This window comes from Amycolatopsis nigrescens CSC17Ta-90, assembly GCF_000384315.1.
Taxonomy (GTDB): domain Bacteria; phylum Actinomycetota; class Actinomycetes; order Mycobacteriales; family Pseudonocardiaceae; genus Amycolatopsis; species Amycolatopsis nigrescens.
Window position 1 is genome coordinate 3,301,813 of sequence record NZ_ARVW01000001.1, and the last position, 24,261, is coordinate 3,326,073.

Genomic DNA, 24,261 nt, shown 5'->3' on the forward strand with positions numbered 1-24,261 from the left:
TCAGTCGCTGCCCTTCTGGATGGTCTTCACGGTCAGCTGGTTGCCCGGGATCTTGTCGCTGCCGCAGCCGTTGCCGGACATCTCGACGTACTTCGACTCGGTCTCCTGCGGCGGGTAGATCCGCAGCCCGCGCACCAGCTGCGGCTGGCAGACGGTCGGGTCGTAGTTGTGCACGTTCACGAAGCCGACGTCCGCGGACGCGGTCTCGCCCTTGCCGAGGCTGATCGGCTCGCCCTTCTGACCTTCGCGGAACGCGGCCGGGCCGACCTGGTGGCCGTCCTCGCCGCCGACGTAGGAGACCCCGGGGAAGCCCTGGATCTCGCACTTCTGGCCGCTGACGTTCTTGAAGATCAGCGAGCGGTACACGGTGCCGGCCGCGGCGTCGCCCCCGCCGAGTGACACTTCGAGGTCCTTCGCCTTGCACAGCCCGTTGTCCTGCGGCGGGGCCGGCGGCGGCGCCTCGGACGTGGGAGTACCGCTGCTGCTCGGCGTCGAGCTGGGCGCCGAAGAGGACGACGACGCGCTCGGGGTGTCGGTGGCCGTGCTGGCCGGTGGCTGGGCAGCGTTGCCCCCGCCGTCTCCGCACCCGGTGAGTGCGGCGGCCAGTGCCGCCCCGGTCACCGCGAGCCCGACCTGCGAGATCCTGCCTCGTGCCATGATTTTTTCGCCTCCCTGTTCTGGGTGGTTACTACCCGGCAGACGTGCGGTCCACACCTTTGGTTGCGTGGGTACGGTCATGTGGGTGGCCGAAATAACCAGGGAGGATGCTCGTGACGGGATTTAGTCACCAGGCGTGGCAGCACACGGTGAAACTACAACAGGCCGTGCTCGAGCACCCGTTCAACGAGGAGCTCGCGGCGGGTTCGCTGTCCCGCGAGCGGTTCCAGTTCTACCTGGCCCAGGACGCGCGCTACCTGGTCGGTTTCGGCCGCGCGCTGGCCGTCGCCGCCGCCCGCGCACCGGACCCCGGCGATCTGACTTTCTTCGCGGGCGCCGCCAGGGAGTCCGTCGTGGTCGAACGCGCCCTGCACGAGGGCTATTTCGAGCGCTTCGGCCTGAACGAGAGCGACCTGGCCGCGATCGAGACCTCGCCGACCTGCCTCGGCTACACGTCGTACCTGCTGGCCGTGGCGCAGACCGAGGGCTACCCGGAGCTGATCGCTGCCCTGCTGCCGTGTTTCTGGGTGTACCAGCACGTCGGCGAGGACATCCTGCGCCGGCAGCGACCCGGCGTGGAGAACCCTTACCGGGCGTGGATCGACACCTATGCCGACGAGGAGTTCGCCGCCTCGGTGCGCACCTGCCGCCAGGCCGTGGACCGCGCCGCCGCGGCCGCCGACGAAGCCACCCGGCACCGCATGCTGGCCGCCTTCACCCGCGCCAGCGAGTACGAATGGCTCTTCTGGGACTCCGCCTACCGCCTGGAAACCTGGCCCACCGCCCACTTTTTCGGCTAGTCCACCCCCAGCGCGGCCCCCACCCATCCCGGGGGGCGGCCCCGCTCCAGCCTATCGCCACCAAGGCCGCCGGCCGTCGCTGAAAGGCGAGTTGTCCACACGGGCCGGCAACTGTGGACAACCTCGGGGCCAGGCGCCGAGCAGGGGCTCACGGCGCTTTACATCGGTACGCCGCACCAGCTCAGGCAGTGCCAGCCGCCATCGGGACGCGTTTCGAGCACCACCATGCCGGTGTTCGGGATCAGGCCCTCGTCGGCGATCTCCGGGCGGACGTTGTCGGACAGCCATTCCGAGCCGAGCCGGATCGCGCCGCCGTGGCTGACCAGCGCCACGATGCCATCGGGATCCGCCTGCTCGTGCTTGGCCCGCAGCTGCTCGACCGCGCCGACGTAACGGCTGCGCACCTGCTCGCCGGTCTCGCCGCCCGGCATCTCGACGGCGAGGTCGCCGCGGGTCCACGGATGCACCACCGAGGCGTAGATCTCGATCGCCTCCCGGTCCGTGCGGCCTTCGAGATCGCCGACCGAGACCTCCTGCACGCCTTCCACCAGCTGCGTTTCGAAGCCGAGCTTCATGGCCAAGGGCGCGGCGGTCTGCTGCGCCCGGATCGCGTGCGACGCGTAGACGGCCACGATGGGCTGATCGCCGACGGACTCGGCGAGCGCCTCCGCCTGCTCGCGGCCGAGGTCGGTCAGCGGCGGGCCCGGCAGCGCGGTGTCCAGCGCCTTGCGCACGTTCGCGGTGCTCTCCGCGTGCCTGATCAGGTAGAGCCTCAAGCCAGTTCCCCCTTACGAACGGCCGCGACCCAGGTCGCGGCGCTGGTGAAGTCGTCGTTCCCGCCGGCGGGCTCGATGGTGGCCGGGACACCGTCCGCACGCGGATGCGAACCGAGGAAGCGCACGTTGTCGCAACGGCGGCGCAGTGCCGCGAGCGCGTCCCCGATCCGGGGCTCGGCGACATGGCCCTCGAAGTCGATGAAGAACCGGTACTCGCCGAAATTGCCGCGAAGCGGGCGGGCGTCCAGTTTGGTCAGGTTGATCCCGCGGAAGGCGAGCTCGGTGAGCAGTTCGGCCAGGGTGCCGGTCCGGTTGGCCGCCGCGGCCACCACCGACGTCCGATCCGAACCGCTCGGCTCCGGCAGCGGGCCTGGCCGGCGGACCAGCAGGAACCGGGTCTGCGCGTCGTTCTCGTCGGCGACCCCGGTGGCCAGCACCCGCAGCGGGTAGTGCTCCACGGCGACCGGCGCGGTCACCGCGGCGTCGAACTGCCCGCTCTGCACCTCCACCGCCGCCGCGGCGGTGGAGGAGGTGGCCACCGGCGTCGCGCCGGGCAGGTTGTCCTCCAGCCACCGGCGCACCTGCGCAAGCGCATGCGGATGGCTGGCGACGGTCTTGATCTCCGCGCCGTCCGGCCTGGCCAGCACGCTGAAGTGCACCGGCAGCAGCGCCTCCGCCACGGCCACCAGCGGCAGGTCTTCGGCCAAGGAGTCCAAAGTCGCGGTCACCGCGCCTTCGACCGAGTTCTCCACCGGCACACAGGCCGCGTCGGCGTCGCCCGCGCGCACCGCCGCCAGCGCGAGCCGGATGGTTTCGGCAGGCACCAGCTCGTCCTCGGGAGCGAGCACACGCGCGGCCTGTTCGGTAAAAGTCCCCTGCGGCCCGAAATAGGCGATCCTCGACACGCCGCCAGGCTACGCAAACCCGCTGTGTGCACATTCACTCGGACAGCCGGTAGGCAAACCGGTTACGCCGGGTGGCGTTTTTTGCCATGCTGTATGGGTGACCGCCGAATCCGGCACGCACACCACCCGGAAGGGCTCCGGGGAGCAGGCCATACCCCGCACACCGGAACTGGTGCTGTGCGCTGTCGACGAACCGCTGGCCCAAGCCTGGCAGGCCGTGCTGCGCCCACTGGGCGGCTCCGTGCGCGTGCACCGCGGATCGGTCCTCGACGTGCCCGCGCAGGCGGTGGTCAGTCCCGCGAACTCCTACGGCTGGATGCGCGGCGGCATCGACGCCGTCTACGCCCGCGCGTTCCCCGAGGTGGAGCAGAACGTGCGGAGTGCGGTGCTCGCCTACCACGGCGGCGAACTGCCGATCGGTGAAGCGGTCGTGGTGCCCACCGGCGAGCCCTCCCCGGCCTGGCTGATCAGCGCACCGACCATGCGCGAACCCGGTGAGCTGCTGCCCGCGGACACCGTGCACCCCTATCTCGCCGCGCGGGCGGTGTTCCTGCAATGGCGGGACGGCAGGCTCGAACAGGGCTTCGACGTCCGCCGCGTGGTGGACACCATCGCGATGCCCGGCCTCGGCACCGGCGTCGGCGGAGTCTCGCCGGAGACCTGCGCACGCCAGGTCGCCGCCGCCTGGGAAGAGGTCTTCGCCACTCGGTGACCCACCGTCACCCCACCCCGGCAGCGACTGTCCCTTAAGGCCACCATAACGGCATTCAGTGCCGACATGGTGGCCTTAAGGGGCTGCTCCCCCGACTACAGCGAGTGGCGAAAACACGGGCGTGTAGTAAGTCACAGCGCGTTTACCGCAGGTAAGCCCTACCGTTGAAGAGCCGCAATTGCAGCGGCGGCAATGGCTGGAACCGCGTTACGAAGTTGTAGGCATCGGTGCCGACACCGAGTGGAGTGTGCGAATGCCACGGGTCCGCGAACTGAGCCCCTACGTGGAGCTTCACCGGGAACAATGGCGCGAACTGCGGAGATCCACTCCGCTGCCGCTGACCGCGGCGGAACTGGTCCGGCTGCGCGGGCTCGGCGAACAGGTCGACCTTGCCGAGGTCGCCGAGGTCTACCTCCCGCTGTCCCGGCTGATCAACCTCCAGGTCGCGGCAAGGCAGCGGCTGTACGAGGCGACCACCACCTTCCTCGGCGAGGACTGCCGCAACACCAAGGTGCCGTTCGTGATCGGCATCGCGGGCAGTGTCGCGGTCGGCAAGTCGACCACCGCGCGAATCCTGCGCACCCTGCTCGCCCGCTGGCCGGACCACCCCAGGGTCGACCTGGTCACCACGGACGGCTTCCTCTACCCGCGGGCCGAACTGGTGCGCCGCGGCATCATGCACCGCAAGGGCTTCCCGGAGAGCTACGACCGCCGGGCGCTGCTCAGGTTCGTCGCCGAGGTGAAATCCGGGGCGGAAGAGGTCAGCGCGCCGGTCTACTCGCACCTGGCCTACGACATCCTGCCCGGCGAGGAGCAGGTGGTCCGCCGGCCGGACATCCTGATCGTCGAGGGCTTGAACGTGCTGCAGACCGGTCCCCGGCTTACCGTGTCCGACCTGTTCGACTTCTCGATCTACGTGGACGCGCACAACGACGACATCGAACGCTGGTACGTCGAGCGCTTCCTCAAGCTGCGGCACACCGCCTTCGCCGACCCGGCCTCGCATTTCCACCACTTCGCCGGGCTGTCCGACGACGAGGCACGGGCCGAGGGGCTGCACCTGTGGCGCACCATCAACGAGCCCAACCTGGTGGAGAACATCCGGCCGACCCGGCCGCGGGCGACCCTGGTGCTGCGCAAGGACGCCGACCATTCGATCAACCGGGTCCGGCTGCGCAAGCTCTGACCTGGCGCAGCCGCCCGTTGCGCCTAACGGGCGGGCCGGCCCCGCCGGCGGAGGCCATTCGTGGCCCGGCGCGACTTTGGGTGTGCGCGAGGTCGGCCGAACGGCCGATCCCGCTCGGCCAGCGGTAACCGGTTGGCCGATACCGCCATACCCCCTCCGCGGTGACCCTGGTTAGCAAGGAAACACCCCTTGAACCGGAGAGGAGGCGGGCAGATGTTTTCCATCATCCTGACCTGGATAGGCGCCATGCTCGGTATAGCGCTGCTGGTGACGATGGCCTTCGGCGCGTTCATCCTCGATTTCGACGACGCGATCGGCGATCGTCGCGAGAAGGCCGCGGAGCTGGCGAAAAAAGCTTCCGGCAGCACCGCGGCCTGACCGAAACCCGTTATGGAATCGTGAAACTGGCGACACCGTAGGAACCGACCGTCGCGTTCCTGTCCACGCTTCCCGGAATTCCGGGCACCGAACCGGTACTGCTGTGCTGGTGCACCGCGAGTCGCGAGTGTGCCCAGCCCGGGTTGCCGGGATCCCCGTTGTAGCGAGCGATCCACAGCAGCACCCCGTCATCGGCCCATTCGTCCGGCCGCAGGATGGTGGTGAACCAGTTCAGGTTCGCGTACACCAACATGCCCCGCACGCCGGTGCGTTCCCGGAACTGCGCGATGAAGTCGCGGGCGAACGCGTTGGGGTCGCCGAACCCTTCGGCCTCCAGGTCCAGCGCCGGCCAGATACTGCCCGAGCCGAGCAAGCCCCGCTCGGACAACCGGTCCGCGAAATGCGCGACCTGCGCCCCGACGTCCACCGGTCGCGCGAAGTGGTAGCCACCCGCCGCGACCCCGGCTCCGCGGGCGCCGTCGGCGTACCCGGCGGAGGTCGGGTCCACGTAGTCGGTGGACTCGGTCACCTTCAGCACCGCGTAGGTGATGTTGTTGTCCCGCACCGCTTTCCAGTCCTCGACGGACTGGTAGTGGGAGATGTCTATGCCGTAGTCCGTCATCGCCGACCTCCACAGCCTGAGCCTGGGTGTCATTCCACTGTCCCAGCCTGCCGGTGGTCAGCCCGGCCGAGCAGGTGAATTTCACACAGGTGGAGCAGAGATCAGGTAAGCGGGTACCGAGAGTCAGCCCAGCGCGCTCAGCCCCCGGCAGTAGTCCTCCAGATCGAACTCCAGCCGCTCGTCCTCGGTCTGCCGCAGCTGCTCACCGAGCACCCGGCCCAGTTCGAGCAGCACTTCTTCGCGTTCGAGGCCCTTCTCGACCAGCCGCTGCGCGGCCTGCCACACCTCGGGCGGGTCGTTCTCCCAGAGCTGGTCGACCACGGTCGTCTTGACCGCGAGCTCGAACCGCGGCTCCCCGTCGAACTCGTCCCCGGCCAGCGACTCGTGGTACTCCGGGTGCTCGCCGATCACCAGCAGCCGGCGCTGCTCGGGGTCGCCGGGGGAAAGCTCCAGCTCCTCGCCGCCGATCTCGGTGTAGACGGAGGGAATCGCGAACATCCGGCGGTCCAGCAGTTCGGCGACCTCCGCCGGGTCCAGCGGTTCCCCGTCCTCCGTACCGTCCACATCGTCCAGATAAGCGTCCAAAACGGACTCGTCCTGGCCGAACTCCTCCAGGCTCTCCGCGAGCAGATCGGTCAGCGCGGCCACCGCGGTCTCGGACAGGCCGTCCCGCGCGCCGGCCCACTCGGCCCAGCCGAGCAGCACCTCCCCCAGCGCGTCGATCAGCTCGTCATCGAGCTCGTTTTCCGCGTCGGACAAGGCATCCAGGAAGTAGGCCAGTTTTTCCGGGCCGACCCGCAGCGGCCGCCGCGGATCGTGCGCACAGCCGAAGTCGACGATCAGTCCGGCCACCGCGCGGGCCGCCGGGGTGTCCTCGACCTTCTCCGCGGACACCGCGGCGAAGAACTCGGCGACCGCCTCGTCCCGTTGCTCCGCGGTCCATTCGGCGGGCTCCGGTTCCGGTGCCGGCTCCGGCAGGCTCCGCAGGCGCGCCAGTGCCAGCGCGCGGAACCGGATGAAGTCGGCGCTGACCTCGGGGTCCTCGAACCGGTCGGTGGCCGCGAGGCCGTCGGTGAGCAACCGGTTCGCGAACTCGGGCGGGAGCTGCTCGACGGTGACCAGCTCACCGCCCTCCACCGCCTGGTCGCGCATCTCGGCCAGCACCTCGTCCGGCGATTCGACGACCACGACGTCCTTGACCCAGCCGCTGAACTCGGTGAAGTCGACCAGCGCCAGCACCCCGTGCGCGGTCTCGCCCTCGCCGAACACGCACAGCACCGAGGACGCGTCGCCGTACACATCGGAGGTCCGCCAGCACTCGCCGGCGGCGACCTGGGCGAAGCCCGGCGCCCACTCCGGCTCTGGCAGCCCACCGGCGACCACCTTGGCCAGCGCGTCGGCGGCATGCCGGCGCTGGTCGGCGGTCTCGGCCAGCACGCTCAGCGCGGTGAGCAGCGCGGCCGCGGCCGGGTTCGCCTTGCGCTCGGCGAACTCGATCAGCTCGGGGCCGAGATCATCGTCCGCTTCCCACCACTCACCCATGATCTCCGAGGTGAGCAGCTCGACCTGCAGGTGCTCCGGCTCGTTGCCGAGCTCGGCGAAGTCACGCAACACGTCCTTGAAGAAGCCGTTCACACTCTGCTGCGCGTCCTCTTCGTTGGAGGACTGCGTCTTCCGTACACGACTCACCGGGCTCATGGCGCCTATGTTTCCACCGTCCCCGGCGGCCGATCGCGCGGGTCAGCTGTGCGCGATTTTGGGCAGCGCGATCCGCGCGTTCCGCAGCTCGGCGAGCAGCCTTGTCTTGCGCCGGTGGGTTTCCACCAGCTCCGCCAGGTAGCCGGCGAACTCCTCGGGTGTGCCGGCCCGCCGGTGCAGGGTCCGCAGCCGGCGCAGCTCCTTGGCGGCCTGCTGGTAACCCGCGGCGTCCTTCTGCGCGATCAGCTCCTCGACCTGCGCCCGGCACGCCCGAACCAGCTCGCCGGTGTCTTCGGTGTCTGCCGTGTCTTCTGTGTCCTTAATGGACACCGGAGGCACGGCGGGTGCCGGAGGCTCGGTCGACGGACGGGGCTGCCCCTTGTCCTTCACCAGCGCCTTCGCCGCGTGCGCGATCGCTTCGGTGTGCCGCCCGGCGGCCCGCAGCACCCGGACGATCTTGAGACTGACCTCCAGCCGGGGCGGTTTCGCGGACAGGATGGCGACCAGCTCGTCCACGTCACCGGAGATCTCGGCCAGTTCCTCCAGCAGCCGCCCCGCGACCTGGCGGCGCGGATCGTCCTGCGCCGCATCGGTCTCCGCCAGCACTTTGTCCACAGTGGACCGTATCCGGCGCAGCCCGGGTTCACCGAGCGCGGCGGCGAAGGCGGACAGCTCGATCGGCGGCCCGCCCGGCAGCCCGAACTCGATGCCCAGAATCCAGTCGGCGAGCCGGTCCGCCGGCGGCGGATGCGCGGCACAGGCCCGCGCGTACAACGCCACCGCGCGGGCCAGCTCGTCACCGGTCGCGCCGGTCGGGTCGTCCAGCCTGCCCAGCGCCTCGCTGATCTGGTCCACCGCGCGCCTTGCCAGCGGCGCCAGATCGGCCTGGGTACCAGCGTCCAGCAGCCGGCGCAGGGTGTCCAGCACCGGGCCGACCTTGGTCGCGTACGCGGTGGCTTCCTCGTGCGGCACGAGGTCCGGGGACGCGTTGTCCAGCAGCCGATGCGCCTCCGCCACCGCCCCGCCCTGCGCGGCCGCCCGCAGTTCGAGCTCCTGACGCAGCCGCGGGTCCCGGTCCGCCTGCTCGACCAGCAGTTCGGCCAGCGTGGGCACATCGAGCGAGCGCAGGTAGGCACGCAGATCCGGGGACGGGGTCACCTGCCCCATAGTGCCGCACCCGTTCGGCGCTGGCCGACGGCCAACTGCGTACTCTTTTCGGCCTAACCGGCCACCCTCGGTCAGCATTCAGCTCACCGCCGGCACCCGGAGTGAGTCCGCCGGCCGGAAGATCACCTCACGCCGCGCGATCAGCTCGTTGAGCAGGCCCCGCACCACCAGTACCGGCAGGTCCAACCTGCTCGCCGCCTCGGCCACCGAGATCGGCCGCTGGCACAGCCGCAGCAGTCGCTCCAGCTCCGGCGGCAGGCCGGTCTTCGCCCGCACCGGCACCAGCGCGACGACCAGAGTGACCGGCTCCAGGCCGTAGGTGTTCGGCCGGGCCCGGCCGCGCACCATCGCATAGGGCCGCACCAGCGGACCGGCGGCCTCGTCGAAGAACGGCTCGTCACCGGGATTCACAGGCTGTAAGGCGCTTTCGCCGGCCATCCGCCCTCCTCCCGCACCGGGGTGACACGTTTCGGCGGGGGCATGTGCAGGGTGGTCGCGACCCGCCTCGGCCGCGGTGACGGAACGTCGCCGTCGGCCTGGTCCGGCACCGGCTCGGCGGAGAGCAGCTCGCTGCGGATCAGCACGATCGCCCGCACCCCGCCGTAACCGGACTCCTGCAGGGTCACCCCGATCCGGTGCCGGGCGGCCAGGGTGCCCACCACGAACAGGCCGAGCCGCGGCTCGCCGGACAACGCCATCCGGCTGAAGTCCGGTGGACTGTGCAGCAACGCGTTCAGCTCCGCGCGCCGGTCGTCGTCCAGCCCGCAGCCCTGGTCCTCGATCTCGAGCACCAGCCCACGGCCGACCGGGTTGCCGCGCACCTCGACCCCCGCTTCGGAGAACGAGCTGGCGTTGTCGATCAGCTCGGCCAGCAGATGCACCAGGTCGGCCACCACCGAGCCGTCGAGGTACACGTCCGGCACCGCGGTCAGGCCGACCTTCGCGTAGTCCTCGGTCTCCGCGATCGCGCTGCGCACCGCGTCGTCGAGGCGGACCGGGTTGCGCCACTGCCGGGCCGGCCTGGAACCGCCGAGCACCATCAGGTTCTCCGCGTTGCGCCGGGAGCGGGTGGTCAGGTGGTCGAGCTGGAAGAGCAGCTCGAGCTGGCCGGGGTCCTGCTGGTTCCGTTCCGCCTGATCGAGCACCTTCAACTGCCGATGCACGAGCAGCTGGCTGCGGTGCGCCAGGCTGAGGAACACCGCGGTGGCGCCCTTCCTGATCTTGGCCTCCTGCACGGCGGCCGCGATCACGCTCTGCTGCGCCTCGCTGAACCCGTCCGCGACCTGGCCGATCTCGTCCTCGCCGTGGTCGGCGAAGTACACCTCCGCACCGGAGTCCAGCTCCTCGCCGGTGCGCACCCGACCGAGCAGTTCGGGCAGCTGCCGGTCCGCGACCTGCAGGGTTTCGTCGCGCAGCCCGCTCAGCCTGGCGGCCAGCCGGTTCGCCAGCCGGTTTCCGGCCAGGCACACGGCCAGCCCGAAGACCACCAGCGCGGCACCGCCGAGCAGCCCGCCGGTCAACGTGTTCCCGCCGCGGTCGAGCGCCGAGGAAGCCGCCATACCGCCCTGCTGGAGGTACTTCCCGGTGAGCCGGTCGAGCAGGCCGGCCGCGGCCTCCCGCCATTCCGTTTCGGGCACCGGCAGCTTGGGGGTGACGCCTGGCCCGGCGGAGGTCAGCGCGTTCTCCACCGCGACGACCCGCCTGCCGTCGTCCCCGACCAGCAGGCCACCACGATCCAGAATGGCGTGGTAGGCGCCCGTCTCCCCGGCGAACATCCGGAAGTCCTCGCCACCGAGGCTGCCCCGCCCGACGGCCGCGGCCGCAAGTGCATCTGCACGGGCAAAATGTTCGGCGCCAAAAAAAATTCCCAGCGCGGCCGACTGGGACAACGCGAACCGGGCATCGGGTGGCTCGCCCCGTTGCGCGGTCAGCGCGGTGTCGGCGATCTGGTTGTAGAAGGCGTAGGCCTGCGCGGCCGACTGCTGCGCGGTGTCGATCGCCTGCCGCTGCGCGGGCAGCTGGTCGAGCAGCACCCGCAGCTTGCCGACCGCGGTCCTGGTCGCGGTGGCCGGGTCTTCCGCCAGCGTGTCCGCCGGCAGCTCGCGAAAGGCCAGGTCGAGCCGGGTCCGCTGCTCGGTCAGCGCGGCCCTGTTCTCCGCCGGCCTTGCCAGTGCGCGCAGGGTGAGCAGCCGTTCCTCCCGTACCGCGGTGAGGAAGGTCGCGACCGGGGTGATGGTGGCGGCGAACCGGCCTGCCGGGCCGCGGGTCTCACCGGACTGCGCCACCAGCTGGCCGGTCAGCGCGAGCCCGGCGAGCAGCAGGGCGATACCCGGCACGAGTGCGAGTGTTCGCACCCGCGCCTGGAGCGATCGCGCCCTGCCACGCGAGCTCGTTGTGCGCCTCAAGCGGTCCAGACCCTTCCGGCTTCGTCGTCGCACCGGGTCCCCCCGCACCCGACCGCCGGACCGGCGCGAACGCCGCTCCCTCGGCAGAGGTCACGTTATGCAGGCTGCAAATTGCAGTCAACGGAGGTGCCCCATACGGCCGATGGGCGCCCCGTAACCGGTCAGCCCCAGAAAACACCGTCCGGGTTGCGGTCGATCTCCGCCAGCAGCGGCACCGGGGTGTCCGCCTCCGGGAACCCGGGATGGCTGAGCCAGCGGCCGTTGCGGTCCGCCCAGTAAACCGACCATCGGCCGTTCGCGTCATAACGCAGCTGTGCCACCCGCTGCTCGATCCACTCCGAACCGACGTCCCCGGACCACTGCGCCCGCCGTTCGAGAATGGTCACCGAGCCGCCGCGGCGCCGGCATTCCACGCGGATCTCGTCGCGCAACCGAGCGGGTACGCGGCCGGCGCACCACCGTTCGATCTGACGTTGCTGGAACTCGGGTATCGACGACATGCCCACAGTCATACCAACCACCGGCCCGCCCGCCGACGGGCGTGCCGTTCATACTTTCCGATCGTGACACTCGACGAGCTCATCCAGCGCCAGCGCGACTTCGCCGCCGCCCGCGACTGGGAAGGTTTCCACACCCCGAAGAACTTGGTCATGGCGCTGTCCGGCGAGGTCGGCGAACTTTCCGCGCTGTTCCAGTGGCTCACCCCCGACGAGGCCGTCGCCTGCCTCGACGACCCCGACCTCGCCGCGAACGTGCGCGACGAGATCGCCGACGTCACCCTCTACCTGATCCGGCTCGCCGACGTGCTCGGCATCGACCTGATCGCCGCCGCGCGGACGAAGATCGACCGCAACGAGCACCGCTTCCCGCCACTGCACAGCTGAACCCCGGCATACCGGACGGCGTCCGAAGCTACGTCGGAATCGGGCGGAAAATGTGTCGGCCGGATCGGCGGGCGTAGTGGTTCGAATCGATTTCGTGGCCCGCTCGTGATGCTGGGAGTCGGCAAGTAACAACCAGGGGCTTTTCCGCGAGTAGGGAGGACAGTGCGCCGCGATCAGGCGCGAAGAGCTCCGGAGGAGCGCCAGTGAACACCATGCCGTCGCAGGAGTCTATGCCGGGAAAACGGCTGCCGAAATGGCTCAAGATCACGCTCGCCGTGTTCGCCGTGCTTTTCGTGCTCGGCGCGATCTTCGGCAGATCGCCGGACGATCCCCAGCCGGTGGCGGCACCGGTGACCACCTCGGCCACTCCCACCACAACGACGTCTCCTTCTCCGGCGGTCGTCAACGAAAGGGTCACAGCGGTGACCGATGGCCATACCGTTGTGCTCGCCAGCGGGAAAAAGGTGCGCGCGGCGGGTATCCGGGCACCGATTGGTACCGGTTGTTTCCACGACGAAGCCGCTGCCTGGGCGATCGGACAACTGATCGGCCAGGCGATCACGGTCCAGCTGCTGGGGGTTACCGACCAGGCCGGTATCGCGCTGGCTTCGCTCACCACGGCCAACGGCGCCGACTACGCGGCCACCGCGTTGCAGGCCGGCTACGCGAAGTACATTGTGGACGGAGCGTCGGCCGCCGTCGGCTCCTCGCTGCAGACGGCCGAGCGGATCGCCAGCACCGGCGCGCTCGGCCTATGGGGTTCTCCTTGCAAGGGCAACATCGACTCCCCGGCACCGGCCCCGAGCCCGACCGCCGCGGCGTCGGTCCCGAAGGCGACCACGAAAGCCGCCGAGCCCGAACCCGCCACCGAGGCCCCGCCCGCCCGCGAAACCGAGGCACCCGCGGGCTACTACCCGAACTGCGCCGCGGCCAGGGCAGCCGGTGTGGCACCACTGCACCGCGGGGACCCCGGCTACAGCCGCAAACTCGACGCTGACGGCGACGGTGTCGCCTGTGAGCGGAAATGAGTCAGCCGTGCACGGTGTCGCGCTGGTCCGGGATGACCGTGCCGTCGTCGCGCAGCACCGGGCCGGTGGAGCCGTCGGCGTTCTCATACGCGTTGGTGGCACAGGGATACGCGCGGTTCAGCGCGGGTAGCGGCTGGATGAACATCGGGTTGACCGCCCAGCGTCCGTCCGCGTTGTCGTAGGCGCGGCACATCAGCTCGTCCTTGTTGCGGTTGAGCGTGACGCGCACGCCGGTGGCGTCGCGGAGCATGGTGACGTCGGTGGTCGCGTCGCCGCCGGCCAGTGCCTGGCGTTGTGCTTCGGGGGCGGCGTCGAGCTGCGCGGCGCCTTCGATACCGAGGATCTTCTTGTTGATGAAGCACCTTTTGCCGTCGATGTACGGCATGATCGCGTCCGCGCCGTCCGGCAGCCCGCCGCAGCCTTCGAGGTGACCGTTGATGCGGCCGTGGCTGGTGAGGGAGTTGATGCCGATGGTGCGACTTGGCGGGATGCCCACTTCGGCGCTCCACACATCCGCGGTTTCCTTCGGCGACGCGGACACCACCCAGGTCGAGAAGCCAGCCCGGTTCAGCGTCGCGATCAGGTCCTTGATCTCCGGGTAGTAGCGCACCCAGGCCACTTCGGTGCCGGAACCGACGCGCTGGGTGGCGCCGACCGGAGCGCGCAGCGCCTCGTCCCGCGCCGCCCGCGCGATGGCCCGCACCTCGGCCGGCCGGTAGCCGGCGTTGAGTTGCGCGACCCAGGCGTAGCCCGCCTCCATGTACCGGTGGTTGTACCCGGCGAAGACCTCTTCTCCCGAAGTGGTCTTCCCGGACTTGCGCACCGAAAGGATCTCGTCGGCGCAGGCGAAATTCCTGCTGGTGGGCAAGGGAGCACCGGCCGGCACCGCGGTGCCGCAGGCGGCGGCGAGCGCGTCCGCGCCGGCATCGGTGATGAACCTGCTGGTGCTGCGCCAATCCCGCGCCTGCGGTTGCAGCACCTTGTCGTGGCGCAGCATCCAGAAGATGGTCTGGTCGGAGATGTCGTTCTTGATCACGGTGTTGTCCCAGTCGAACACCGCCAGCGGCCGGCCGCCCGTTCCGCACCGGCCGCGCTCGTCGATCACCCGCTGGATCTTCGCCGCGTTGTCGCCGTACCAATGATCCGCGAGCCGTAACTGCGGACATGGCCGCGATTCCACTTCGGACGCACTCGCCGATGCGGGCAGCAACGGTGCGGCCAGTACGGCGGCCACGACCAGCGCCCGCGAAATCCTCGACACCCGGACCTCCTGGATGAACTGCTACTGCATGGGTGCCTGGTCGACCTGGACGTCCAGCTTGAAGTTGCTGCCCTCCACCGAGGTCACCGTGACCGCGACGCCGTATCGGGTGGTCTTGTCGCTGAGCACGCACCGGGTCGTGGTGCCGACCTTGGCATCGATATCGCCTGGGCAGTCGAACTTCTCCGGACGCTGCCCGACCTTCTGCTCGAGCGCCTGGGTCGCGCTCTGCTGCAGATTCTCCTTGGAGATCTTCGAAGTGCTTTCCGTACTGCTGCATCCACCGAGCGCGACGGCCGCCAGCGCCGGCAGGACCAGCATTCCCCGCTTCCACGTAGTCAACATCGCCCGCACTGTAGCGGAGCCGCGCAGGGGTCGCCGATCGCGCGCGCACGAGGTACGGTGCCGGGCACTTCAGGAATTGATCCGCCATTCGGTGGAACCGGATCCGGCGAAGGCCCGTCGAACACCGGGTAGATGTACGGACACCAGCGAGCAACGGCGCAGGCCGGCAGGGGTGAATACGCGATGGACGGATACCACGTCGATCCCGAGGTTTTGAGAACGGCGTCCGGCGCGATCGCCAAGGCGATCGGCAAGGCGGACAAGCTGGAACTGGAGAAGATTTCCGAAGACGCTTCAGCTTTCGGTGACGACTCGGTTTCCGGTGCGCTGGCCGGGTTCTGTTCCACCTGGGAACTCGCGTCGGGAATCCTGCAGCAGCGTTCCGCCTCCGCGGGCGAGGCACTCGACGGCGCGGCCGACGCCTACGTCGAAGAGGACCGGCGGGCCAAGATGCCCGAACCCGAGCCCTCCCCCCAGCCCAGCCCGACGCCCGGCCCGCAAGGAGGCTCCTGATGGCCGCTGAACTCGGTTCCACAGAGGACCCCAAGGAGCTGGTCCCCGGCAATCCGGAGACCGTGAACGGCGCGGCCGACCAGCTGACCGCCAAGGCGAACACGATGAAAACGGTGGCCGACGATCTCGGGAACGTCCGGGTCGACGGCTGGGAGGGCAAGGCGAGCAACGCCTTCTGGGACGGGTTCTCCGGCGAGAAGCCGAACTGGATGCGCGGCCACGACTCGATGACCGCCGCCGCGAAGACGCTGACCAGCCACGCCAGCACGCTGACCTGGGCACAGGGCCAGGCCACCGAGGCGATCGCGCTGTGGAAAGAGGGCGAGGCGGCGACCAAGAAGGCGAAGGCCGAGTTCGACGCCGACCCGGCCAACGCGGGCACGCCCGCGCCGGGCGGCACGGTCAAGCCCGCCTTCAACGACCCCGGCGAGGCCAAGCGCGCGGAGGCGCGGGAGATGCTGAGCGAGGCCCGCCGCCAGCTCAAGGAAGCCGGCAGCACGAACGGCAAGGCCATCGAGAACGAGGGCGGCAAGGGGCCGGGTGCGCCGAGCTGGCTGTCCGGACCGGCCGCGTTCGTGGACAAGGCCGGTGCCGGGAAGACCAACATCGGCAAGACCTTCAAAGAGCACACGCTGCTCAACGAGGCCGAAAAGGACTCCAAGACCGGCGACAAGTTCGGCAAGTACAAGGAGTTCGGCGACAAGTTCGAGGACAAGAAGGGCCCGGACGTCAAGGTCGCCCTCGGCGAGTGGAGCAAGGAAGCCAACCTGTTCAAGGTGGACGCCAAGGGCGCCACCCAGCTCGGGGACGTCACCATCGCCGGTTCCGCCGAGGCGAAGGTGGGCGCGGAGGTCGGCGCGTCCGGTTCGATCGGCCGGGACGGCATCTCCGGCGAGGTCAAGGCCAGCGCGGGCGCCACCGCTTCGGCGCAGGGCTCGGCGATCTACGGTCCGGCCGAGGTCGGCGGTTCGGCGAAGGCGTTCGCCGGTGCCGAGGCGCAGGCGAGCGGCTCGGTCGGCCCCGACGGCGTGAAGGCCGGAGCCAGCGCGTTCGCGGGTGCGCGGGCCGAAGGCGAAGTGCATGCTGATGTCGGCGGTGTCGGTGCCGGTGTGAAGGGCGAGGCATGGGCCGGGGTCGGCGCCGAGGCGAACGTGCAGGCCGGGTTCGAGGACGGCAAGTTCAAGATCGGCGGCGAGGCCGGCGTCGGTCTCGGCATCGGCGGCAAGATCGGCGGCGAGATCACCATCGACCCGGGCAAGATCGCGGACACCGTTGGCGACGCGGCCGGTGCGGTTGGCGACGCGGTCGGCGACGCCGCGTCGGCGATCAACCCGTTCGACTGAGCCGGCCGCCGCGGAACGTAACCAACGTCTGGAGCATTCACCATGGTCACGCAGCTTCCCGTGCGTATCGAGTTCAGCCTGCCCGACGGCTGGACCCCGGCGCCGCCCGACGAGGTCGGCGCGTCCGGCGCCGCCTTTGTCGCGCTGCACCGGGCCTCGGTCGACGGGTTCACCGCGAACATCACCATCGCCGGTCAGTACCGGCCGGACGAAACCACCCTGGATGAGCTGGCGGACGAGTCGGTCCAGCGGCTACAGGAGACCTCCGGCGCCGTGCACCTGCGCGACCGCAGGCAGGTCGGCTCGCCGGAGGCACCGGGCCTGACCCAGGTGCTGGACCTCACCGCCTCGGTCGACAACCGGCCGCTGCAGCTGGTCCAGGTGCAGGTTTACGTGTCCATGCAGGATGTGCACAACCCGGCCGAGCGGGCGGTGATCGAGCTGGTGCTCACCTGCAAGCCGAGCCAGCTCGACGCGGTGCTCGAGGACTTCCAGAAGTTCGTCAGCACGGTCCGACCGGAGCAGGGCGCCGGGCCGAGCGGCAACGGCACTCCCGCCTGAGGCGCTGACGAACTTTCAGCGCAGCGCGTCGGGTGCGACGCGATCGAGCAGGTCGCACAGGTAGTCGAGGACGGGTTCGACCGACACCGGGTCGAACCTGTCCTTCTGCTCGAACCAGGTCAGCAGGTGGCCGCCCTCGAACCGGAACGGCAGCTCCCGCGCCCGCCGGTCGCCGAGCAGCCACTGCCGGTTCGGCGCGGTCAGCACGTCGGCGGTGAACCGGTCGTCCTCCGAGGCGACGGTGAACACCTGGTCGAACTCGGCGTCGCCGGTGGTGAACTTCCGCATCGCCTGCGCCTTCTGCATGGCGATCACCTGCAGCTGCGGCCGTGGCACCGGCAGGCCAATGGTGAAGACCCGGTAGTAGCGCTGGTAGCCGCCTCCGTCGCCGGTGTAGGAGGACGTGTCCGTGACGTACTGCAGGCAGCTGAACTCCCGGCCGCGGTAGGTGCCGCTGACCAGCTGCAACGCGCGGTGACCGCGGGCGCCACCGAACGGCAGTCCGGAGAACTGGTCCAGGTAGCCGACGTTCTCCGGCTGATAGCTCCAGCCGCGCTCGGCGGCCAGCGCGGCGAGATCGCCGCCGACGGTCTCGTCACGCATGGTCTTGTCCCGGCGGTTGCTGCGCACGAACAGCCAGATCACCAACCCGACGATGGCCACGAAGACGAGCACGAACAGGACCGGCGCCAAAGACGACACACTCACCATGGGGCGTTTCCTCCTCCATCGGATGCGCGGGCGACCCTACCGACCCTCCGGAGGCGTCGCGCCCCGGCTCCGCGCGCGGAGCCGTAACCTCGGGGTATGGCCATCGAGGTGCTGCTAGTCGACGATCACGAGGTGGTCCGGCGCGGCCTGCGGGAGCTGCTCGGCGACGAGCCGGACATCAAGATCGTGGCCGAGGCGGGCAGCGTGGACGAGGCACTCGCGGTCGCCATGCACGTGGAACCCGATGTCGCCGTGGTGGACGTCCGGCTCGGCGACGGGGACGGGGTCGCGCTTTGCCGCGAGCTGCGGTCCCGGCCGAACGCGCCGAACTGCCTGGTGCTCACCGCCTTCGACGACGAGGAGGCGATGGTCGGCGCGATCATGGCCGGCGCGGCGGGCTACCTGCTCAAGCAGGTGCGCGGGCAGGACGTGGTGCACGCCGTCCGCGAGGTGGCGGCCGGGCGGTCCCTGCTAGACCCGGTGACCACGGCCAGGGTGCTCGACAAGCTCCGGCACCCGCCGGAGGACGAGCTGGCCGGCCTCACCGAACGCGAACGGGCCGTGCTCGACCTGATCGGGGACGGGCTGTCCAACCGGGAGATCGCCGAACGGCTGTTCCTCGCCGAAAAGACGGTGAAGAACTACGTGACCTCGGTACTCGCCAAGCTCGGCATGCAGCGCCGCACCCAGGCCGCCGCCTGGGTGGCCCGGCGCGGGAAGTAAGGCGTCAGCTTTCCTCCGGCAGGGGCAGGTCGAAGGCGACCAGGGTGCCCAGGCTCGGCGAAGAGTTCACGAAGAATTTGCCACCGGCGGTCTCCGCCCGCTCGGCTAGATGGCGCAGGCCGCGGGTGGCCACCCCCTGCGGCACCCCGGAACCGTTGTCCCGCACCCGCAACCGCACGCCCTCGGCGTCCCGGTGCAGGGTCACCCTGGTCTCGCTCGCCCCGGAATGTCTGACCACATTGGACAGTGCCTCGCGCAGGGCGGCCCGCAGGTGGTCGGCTGCCTCGGCGGGGATGCCGGCCAGCTCCCCGGACAGCTCCAGGGTCGGCGGGAAACCGAGCAGCTCACCGGCGATGCGCACCTCGCCCCTGGCGGACTCGGCCAGGTCGGTGGCCGCGGGCACGTCCTCCTCCGGCGCCGGGGAACGCAGCGCGCGCACCGTGCCCCGGATCTCCTCGATCGTCTGGTCCAGCTGGTCGATGGCCTCGCCGAGCCGGGCACCGTCGGCCTGGGCGAACCGCTTTCGCATCCGCCGCCGCACCCGGTCGAGCTGCATGCCCGCGGCGTACAGCCGCTGCACGATCACGTCGTGCAGTTCGCGGGCGATCCGCTCCCGTTCCTGGTAGAGGGTCACCCGGTGCCGGGCGTTGGCGCCTTCGGCCAGCGCCAGCACCACCCCGGCCTGCGCGGCGAACGCGGTGAGCACCTGCACCGTGGCCGCCGAGAACGGCTCACCGGCGGAGAGCCGGTACACGGTCAGCGCGCCGAGCACCCGCCCGGCGGACCCGAACGGCGCGGCGGCGAACGGGCCGAACCGGCGCAGTTCGGCCGGCACGAAGGGCGCGGTGCGCGGGTCGGTGGTGAAGTCGTCGGACACCACCGTCTCCCCGCCGCGCGCGACCCGTCCGGCGGCCGAGGTCGAGGGCAGCACCAAGCCGAGCAGCTCGCCGGTGACCGGGCCGTCCGCGCCGTGCGCCGCCTCCACCGCGACGCTCCCGTCGTCGGTGCGCACCATGACCAGGCCGAGGTCGGCCTCGGCCAGCTCGACGGCCTGGCGCACCACCGAGCCGAGCACGGCGTCCGGGTCGTCCCCGGACAGCGCGGCGGTGGTGATCTCGGTGGCGGCGCTCAGCGCCCGCGCGGCAAGGTCCATTTCCATCGGCGACTTCCAGCCTAACCGTCGTGAGTGGAAAGTGTTGTCCTGGCAACACTTTCCACTCACGACCGTTGACCTGCGAAAACGTGGGTCAGAACACGGCCGTCGCGTACCTCAAGCACGACGTCGGCGTCGGCCACCTCGGCCGGGTGGTGAGTCGCGGTGATCACCGTGCGCCCGGCCAGCGCGGTGCGCAGGCCGGTTCGGACCGCGTCGGCGGTCCGCTCGTCGAGCTGCGCGGTGGGCTCGTCGAGCAGAATCAGGTCGGCGTTCCCGGCGGCGAGCAGCATCCGGGCGAGCGCCAGCCGCTGTGCTTGTCCCCCGGACAATCCCGCGCCGGCGCTGCCGAGCACGGTGCCAGGGTCCAGCTCCGGCAGGCAGGCCAGCCGCAGCGCCTCGGTCAGCCGTCCTGCTTCGGCGTGCGGGTCGGCGAGGCGCAGGTTCTCCGCGACAGTGGTCGACACCAGCTGCGGTTCCTGCGGTGCCAGCGCGACCCGGCCTGGCAGGCGGGCCGTGCCGCGCTCCGGCGGCAGGAAACCGAGCAGGCCGGCGAGCAGGGTCGACTTCCCGGCACCGGACGGCCCGACCACGGCCACCCTGGTGCCGCGCGGGATGTGCAGCTCCACCCCGCGCAGCACCGGCTCCGCGGCGTCCGGCCAGCGGAAGTCGGCTCCCGCCAGCACGATCTCGCCGTCGCTGTCCGGTACCGGAGGCGAAGAGTGCCCGGCGCCGAGGATGCCGGCCAGCCGTTCCCGGGAACGGCGCAGGGTGTCCCAGTGCTGGGCCACCGGCGGCAGCAGCGCGAGCACCTCGGCGAGCGCCAGCGGCACCAGGGCGAGCAGCGGCGCGAGCACCGGGTCGAGCGTGCCGCCGGCCACCGCTCGCGCGGCGAGCCAGCTGCTCAGCACCGCGGCGAGCCCGGTGGCCAGAGTGATCATCGCGTCCGCGGCGCCCGCGCCGAACGCCTGACGGCGCGCGACCGCCGCCAGCCGCGTGTCCGCCTCGGCCAGCTCACCGCGCCGCGTGCGGTGTGCGCCGAACGCGAGTAGTTCCGCGGCCGTTTCGAACAGTTCGAGCACCTTCACCCGCACCTCGCGGCGGCCCGCGGCGAGCGCGGACGTGGCCCGCCGTTCCAACCACAACGCCAGCACCGGCGCCCCGGCCGCGGCCAGCACGACGGCCGCGAGCAGCACGAGCCCGGCCTGCGGCAGCACCGCGAACTGCACCGCGACCGCGCCGAGCAGCACGAGCGCGGCCACCAGCGGCGGGCTCACCACCCTCGGCAGCAGGTCCCGCACGGTGTCCACGTCCTCGACCAATCGCCGCTGACCCTCACCTCGGCGAAGGCCCAGCGTGCGGGCGGGACCGAGGCGTACCAGCGCGCGCCACAGCCGCACCCGCAGCCCGGTGGCGACCCGGAAGGCCGCGTCGTGGGTGGTCACCCGCTCGACGTACCGCAGCGCAGCCCGGCCGAGCCCGAAGGCGCGCACCCCGACCACGGCGACGGTCAACGTCAGGATCGGCGGGTGCTGGGACGCCTTGGCGATGAGCCATCCGCTGGTCGCGGTCAGCGCGATCCCGAAGAGCAGGGCGCCGGCGCCGAGCGCGGCCCCGGCCAGCAACCGGCGGTCCAAAAATTGTCCCAGGTGCAATTTCCGGCCACGCTCACCCGTTGGTGGCTCGGCGGAGCGTGCCGGTTCGGCGGGGACCGGCACCGGGTCGTCCACCGGCCGCTCATGTGCCGCCACGAGCACCGCGACCCCGGAAAGCCGCAGCTCATCGACGATGGCCAGCACGTTGGCCGCGTTTGTCGCGTCGAGGTGCGCGACCGGCTCGTCGAGCAGCAGCAGCCAGGCACCGTGCCGGATCCGCAGCAGTGCCCGCGCTACGGCGAGGCGCTGGCGTTGTCCCGTGGACAATCTCGCGACCGGCTCGGCGGCCAGTTCGCCGAGCCCCAGCTCGGCCAGTACGGCGCCAGCCTCACCCGGCCGCGCGTGCCCGGACCGGTCGGCCAGCGCGAGTTCGAGTTCGGCCAGGACGGTGCCTCCGGCGAAGGCGGGCGACTGCGGCACCCAGGCCACGTTCCGCCGCCAGGCCGCCAGGTCGACCTCGGACAGCGGGACCCCGCCGATGGTCACCTCGCCGCCGTCCGGGCGGACGAAACCGAGCAGGGTGGCCAGGGTGGTGGACTTGCCGGCGCCGCTGGGCGAGCGCAACCAGGTGGTGCTGCCCGGCCGGACGGTGCACGACTCGCCGTCCGGCGCGAAACCGCCGCGGCGCCGGACCCGCAGGCCGTGCACCCGGATCTCGCCGCGGCCGGGCACCCGGGTGCCGGTGGGCGCGACCGGTTCGGCCAGTACGTCGGCGACCCGGCGGACCGCTTCCACCCCGTCCTCGCTGGCGTGGAAGGCGGCGCCGGCCGTGCGCAGCGGCTGGTAGCACTCGGGCACCAGGATCAGCACGCCGAGGCCGATGGCCAGGGAAAGGTCGCCGGAGACCAACCGCACGCCGATCACCACGGCGACCAACGCCACCGAAAGGGTGGCCGCCAGCTCCAACACGAACGCCGAGGAGAAGGCGACCCGCAGCGTGCGCACGGTGGCGAGCCGGTGGGAGTCGGAGACCCGGCGGACCGCTTCGGCCTGCGCCTCGGCCCGGCGGAAGGCGGTGAGCACCGGCAGCGCCCTGACCAGTTCCAGCAGGTGACCGGAGAGCCGGTGCACCGCGTCGGTGGCCGCGGCCACCCGGTCCGCGGTGTACTTGCCGACCAGGATCGCGAACATCGGCAGCAGCGGCACGGTGAGCGCGACGAGCACCGCGGACGGCCAGTCGGCGAACAGCACCGCGGCACCCGCGGCCACCGGCACCACGGCCGCGGTCACCAGTGCGGGCAGGTAGTCGGTGAAGTACGCGTCGAGTGCGTCGAGGCCCTTGGTGGTCAACGTGGTGAGCTCGCCGGTGCCACGGGCGGAGATCCATTCCGGGCCGAGGCGCAGCGCGTGGTCGACCGCGCCGGCCCGCAGTTCCTCCTTCGCCCCGGCCGCGGCCCGCGCCGCGACCGCCCGCAGCGCCCAGCCGGCGGCCGCACGCCCGGCGACCGCCACCAGCAGCCAGGCCAGTGCGCTGGTGTCGCCTTCGCCGCCGACGATGGACGCGAGCACGGAGGCGAGCAGGAACGCCTGCGCCACCAACGCCGCCGCGTTGACCAGTGCCAGAGCGGCGGTAAGGGCGAGCGCCCGGCGCGCCGCCGCCGAAAGGGCGGGCAGCGCGCCGAGCGGGCCCTTTCCCCGGCGCGCTGTGTCCGGTTTGGACACTTCGGCGGAAAGGGGCGCGCCAGCGGGAAAGCCTTTCATGAGACCGGGATGTGCCGGGTGCTGATGCGCTTGCGGAACACCCAGTACGTCCAACCCTGGTAGATCAGCACCGCGGGGGCACCGAACGCGGCCACCCAGGTCATCACCTTCAGCGTGTACGGGCTGGAGGCGGCGCTGTCGATGGTGAGCGTGTTCGCCGAGTCCAATGTGGACGGGAGCACGGCCGGGTAGAGTGCGCCGAACAGGGTGATGGCCGCGCCGGCGATGAGCACGCCGAGTGCGGCGAAGGCCTGCCCGTCCCGGTCCCCGACCAGCCGCTGCCAGGCCACCGCCCCGGCCAGCACGGCCACCGCCAGTGGCACGACCGTCCACAGTGCACCCTCACGCAGCTGGACCAGCACCAGCAGCGCGTAGAGCGGCAGCAGCGCGACCGGCAGCAGCCTGATCGCCAGTGCGCGGGCGCGTTCGCGCAGTTCCCCGCTGGTCTTCAGCGCCAGGAAGGCTGCGCCGTGCACCAGCGCGAACCCGGTCACCGCGACCGCGCCGAGCAGCGTTTCCCAGCTCAGCGCCGCGAACGGCGAGCCGGCCCTGTCGCCGGCCGCGTCCAGCGGCAGGCCGAGCACGGTGGTGGCCAGGATGAGCCCGACGCCGAGCGGCGGCAGCCAGGAGCCCGCCATGATCACCCGGTCCCAGTTGCGGCGCCACCGTTCGCTGTCCACCTTGCCGCGGTATTCGAAGGCCACCCCGCGGCCGATCAGCGCGAGCAGGAGCACCAGCAGCGGCAGGTAGGCGGCCGAGAACAGGGACGCGTACCAGCCGGGGAAGGCCGCGAACATCGCGCCACCGGCCACGATCAGCCACACCTCGTTGCCGTCCCATACCGGCCCGATGGTGTTGATCATGACCCGCCGCTCGGTGTCGTCCTTGGCCAGCCAGGGCAGCAGCATGCCGACCCCGAAGTCGAAGCCCTCCAGGAACAGGTAGCCCAGCCAGAACAAGGCGATCACGCAGAACCAGACGGTTTCCAGGCTCATAGCACCTCTCCCCGACCTTTCTCCGTCGTCGGCGACACTTGTCCACAAGTTGTGCACAGTTCGGCGAGTTGTCCACAACTTG

Annotated in this window: 25 protein-coding genes; 10 read left to right on the forward strand and 15 right to left on the reverse strand. The window is 70.8% G+C overall.

What is annotated here, in order from left to right; genetic code table 11:
• Positions 1-657, reverse strand: a complete 657-nt coding sequence (locus tag AMYNI_RS0115355; protein WP_020668906.1) for a DUF4232 domain-containing protein — start codon at positions 655-657, stop codon at positions 1-3.
• Between the two features lie 113 nt (positions 658-770).
• Between AMYNI_RS0115355 and tenA the strand changes: the two genes are divergently transcribed.
• Positions 771-1,457 carry a thiaminase II gene (tenA, locus tag AMYNI_RS0115360; RefSeq protein ID WP_026360489.1) on the forward strand — a complete coding sequence of 229 codons (687 nt, stop codon included), beginning with the start codon at positions 771-773 and terminating at the stop codon, positions 1,455-1,457.
• A gap of 158 nt (positions 1,458-1,615) precedes the next feature.
• Here the strand turns inward: tenA and AMYNI_RS0115365 are convergent, their stop codons facing one another.
• Positions 1,616-2,233, reverse strand: a complete 618-nt coding sequence (locus AMYNI_RS0115365) for a histidine phosphatase family protein (protein ID WP_020668908.1) — start codon at positions 2,231-2,233, stop codon at positions 1,616-1,618.
• Positions 2,230-3,138, reverse strand: a complete 909-nt coding sequence (gene pheA / locus AMYNI_RS0115370) for a prephenate dehydratase (protein WP_026360490.1) — start codon at positions 3,136-3,138, stop codon at positions 2,230-2,232. Before pheA ends, AMYNI_RS0115365 begins: the two co-directional genes overlap by 4 nt.
• A gap of 97 nt (positions 3,139-3,235) precedes the next feature.
• Between pheA and AMYNI_RS0115375 the strand changes: the two genes are divergently transcribed.
• The 3 genes from AMYNI_RS0115375 (at position 3,236) to AMYNI_RS49550 (ending at position 5,414) form a co-directional block, all read left to right on the forward strand.
• The gene (locus tag AMYNI_RS0115375) at positions 3,236-3,850 is read left to right on the forward strand and encodes a macro domain-containing protein (protein WP_020668910.1); all 615 of its coding nucleotides are present in this window, start codon (positions 3,236-3,238) and stop codon (positions 3,848-3,850) included.
• A 253-nt stretch (positions 3,851-4,103) separates the two neighbouring features.
• Entirely contained in the window at positions 4,104-5,036 is a 933-nt protein-coding gene (coaA, locus tag AMYNI_RS0115380) for a type I pantothenate kinase (RefSeq protein WP_020668911.1), read from the forward strand.
• 213 nt (positions 5,037-5,249) lie between these two features.
• Positions 5,250-5,414: a hypothetical protein gene (locus tag AMYNI_RS49550; protein WP_020668912.1), complete on the forward strand. Its 165-nt coding sequence runs from the start codon at positions 5,250-5,252 to the stop codon at positions 5,412-5,414.
• A 10-nt stretch (positions 5,415-5,424) separates the two neighbouring features.
• Here the strand turns inward: AMYNI_RS49550 and AMYNI_RS0115390 are convergent, their stop codons facing one another.
• From AMYNI_RS0115390 to AMYNI_RS0115415, 6 genes are all read right to left on the reverse strand, one after another.
• On the reverse strand, positions 5,425-6,036 hold the full coding sequence (locus tag AMYNI_RS0115390; RefSeq protein ID WP_020668913.1) for a glycoside hydrolase family 25 protein: 612 nt from the start codon (positions 6,034-6,036) through the stop codon (positions 5,425-5,427).
• A gap of 123 nt (positions 6,037-6,159) precedes the next feature.
• The gene (locus AMYNI_RS0115395; RefSeq protein ID WP_020668914.1) at positions 6,160-7,734 is read right to left on the reverse strand and encodes a hypothetical protein; all 1,575 of its coding nucleotides are present in this window, start codon (positions 7,732-7,734) and stop codon (positions 6,160-6,162) included.
• A gap of 42 nt (positions 7,735-7,776) precedes the next feature.
• Positions 7,777-8,901: a hypothetical protein gene (locus tag AMYNI_RS0115400; protein WP_020668915.1), complete on the reverse strand. Its 1,125-nt coding sequence runs from the start codon at positions 8,899-8,901 to the stop codon at positions 7,777-7,779.
• A gap of 78 nt (positions 8,902-8,979) precedes the next feature.
• A complete protein-coding gene (locus AMYNI_RS44630) occupies positions 8,980-9,339 on the reverse strand; it encodes a DUF742 domain-containing protein (RefSeq protein WP_051116326.1) in 360 nt (119 codons plus the stop codon).
• Positions 9,309-11,237 carry a nitrate- and nitrite sensing domain-containing protein gene (locus AMYNI_RS44635; protein ID WP_157357362.1) on the reverse strand — a complete coding sequence of 643 codons (1,929 nt, stop codon included), beginning with the start codon at positions 11,235-11,237 and terminating at the stop codon, positions 9,309-9,311. Before AMYNI_RS44635 ends, AMYNI_RS44630 begins: the two co-directional genes overlap by 31 nt.
• Before the next feature lie 230 nt (positions 11,238-11,467).
• Positions 11,468-11,806 (reverse strand): DUF3024 domain-containing protein, encoded by a 339-nt coding sequence (locus tag AMYNI_RS0115415; protein WP_026360491.1) that lies wholly within the window; start codon positions 11,804-11,806, stop codon positions 11,468-11,470.
• A gap of 63 nt (positions 11,807-11,869) precedes the next feature.
• On the opposite strand from AMYNI_RS0115415, the gene AMYNI_RS0115420 reads away from it, so the two are divergent.
• Entirely contained in the window at positions 11,870-12,190 is a 321-nt protein-coding gene (locus AMYNI_RS0115420; RefSeq protein WP_020668919.1) for a nucleotide pyrophosphohydrolase, read from the forward strand.
• Positions 12,191-12,402: 212 nt separating this feature from the next.
• A complete protein-coding gene (locus tag AMYNI_RS0115425) occupies positions 12,403-13,218 on the forward strand; it encodes a thermonuclease family protein (RefSeq protein ID WP_026360492.1) in 816 nt (271 codons plus the stop codon).
• Position 13,219: 1 nt separating this feature from the next.
• Here the strand turns inward: AMYNI_RS0115425 and AMYNI_RS0115430 are convergent, their stop codons facing one another.
• Positions 13,220-14,479, reverse strand: a complete 1,260-nt coding sequence (locus tag AMYNI_RS0115430) for an HAD family hydrolase (RefSeq protein WP_020668921.1) — start codon at positions 14,477-14,479, stop codon at positions 13,220-13,222.
• 21 nt (positions 14,480-14,500) lie between these two features.
• Positions 14,501-14,824, reverse strand: a complete 324-nt coding sequence (locus tag AMYNI_RS0115435) for a DUF4333 domain-containing protein (RefSeq protein WP_063713838.1) — start codon at positions 14,822-14,824, stop codon at positions 14,501-14,503.
• Between the two features lie 183 nt (positions 14,825-15,007).
• On the opposite strand from AMYNI_RS0115435, the gene AMYNI_RS0115440 reads away from it, so the two are divergent.
• From AMYNI_RS0115440 to AMYNI_RS0115455, 3 genes are read left to right on the forward strand one after another with little or no spacing between them, the layout of a single operon-like run.
• Positions 15,008-15,337 (forward strand): hypothetical protein, encoded by a 330-nt coding sequence (locus AMYNI_RS0115440; RefSeq protein WP_020668923.1) that lies wholly within the window; start codon positions 15,008-15,010, stop codon positions 15,335-15,337.
• Positions 15,337-16,680, forward strand: coding sequence for a putative T7SS-secreted protein (locus AMYNI_RS47245; RefSeq protein WP_020668924.1), 1,344 nt, complete (start codon positions 15,337-15,339; stop codon positions 16,678-16,680). Before AMYNI_RS0115440 ends, AMYNI_RS47245 begins: the two co-directional genes overlap by 1 nt.
• A 42-nt stretch (positions 16,681-16,722) precedes the next feature.
• Positions 16,723-17,241 carry a hypothetical protein gene (locus AMYNI_RS0115455; protein WP_020668925.1) on the forward strand — a complete coding sequence of 173 codons (519 nt, stop codon included), beginning with the start codon at positions 16,723-16,725 and terminating at the stop codon, positions 17,239-17,241.
• A 15-nt stretch (positions 17,242-17,256) separates the two neighbouring features.
• Here the strand turns inward: AMYNI_RS0115455 and AMYNI_RS0115460 are convergent, their stop codons facing one another.
• Positions 17,257-17,952: a hypothetical protein gene (locus AMYNI_RS0115460; protein ID WP_020668926.1), complete on the reverse strand. Its 696-nt coding sequence runs from the start codon at positions 17,950-17,952 to the stop codon at positions 17,257-17,259.
• 96 nt (positions 17,953-18,048) lie between these two features.
• On the opposite strand from AMYNI_RS0115460, the gene AMYNI_RS0115465 reads away from it, so the two are divergent.
• Complete coding sequence (locus tag AMYNI_RS0115465) at positions 18,049-18,675, forward strand: response regulator (RefSeq protein WP_020668927.1); 627 nt, start codon at positions 18,049-18,051, stop codon at positions 18,673-18,675.
• Between the two features lie 4 nt (positions 18,676-18,679).
• Here the strand turns inward: AMYNI_RS0115465 and AMYNI_RS0115470 are convergent, their stop codons facing one another.
• Genes AMYNI_RS0115470 through cydB form a run of 3 tightly spaced genes read right to left on the reverse strand, consistent with a single transcriptional unit; the run spans position 18,680 to position 24,179 of the window.
• Complete coding sequence (locus AMYNI_RS0115470) at positions 18,680-19,834, reverse strand: GAF domain-containing sensor histidine kinase (protein ID WP_020668928.1); 1,155 nt, start codon at positions 19,832-19,834, stop codon at positions 18,680-18,682.
• 59 nt (positions 19,835-19,893) lie between these two features.
• Positions 19,894-23,184 (reverse strand): thiol reductant ABC exporter subunit CydD, encoded by a 3,291-nt coding sequence (cydD, locus tag AMYNI_RS0115475; RefSeq protein ID WP_051116327.1) that lies wholly within the window; start codon positions 23,182-23,184, stop codon positions 19,894-19,896.
• On the reverse strand, positions 23,181-24,179 hold the full coding sequence (gene cydB, locus AMYNI_RS0115480; protein WP_020668930.1) for a cytochrome d ubiquinol oxidase subunit II: 999 nt from the start codon (positions 24,177-24,179) through the stop codon (positions 23,181-23,183). Before cydB ends, cydD begins: the two co-directional genes overlap by 4 nt.
• Positions 24,180-24,261 lie beyond the last annotated feature (82 nt).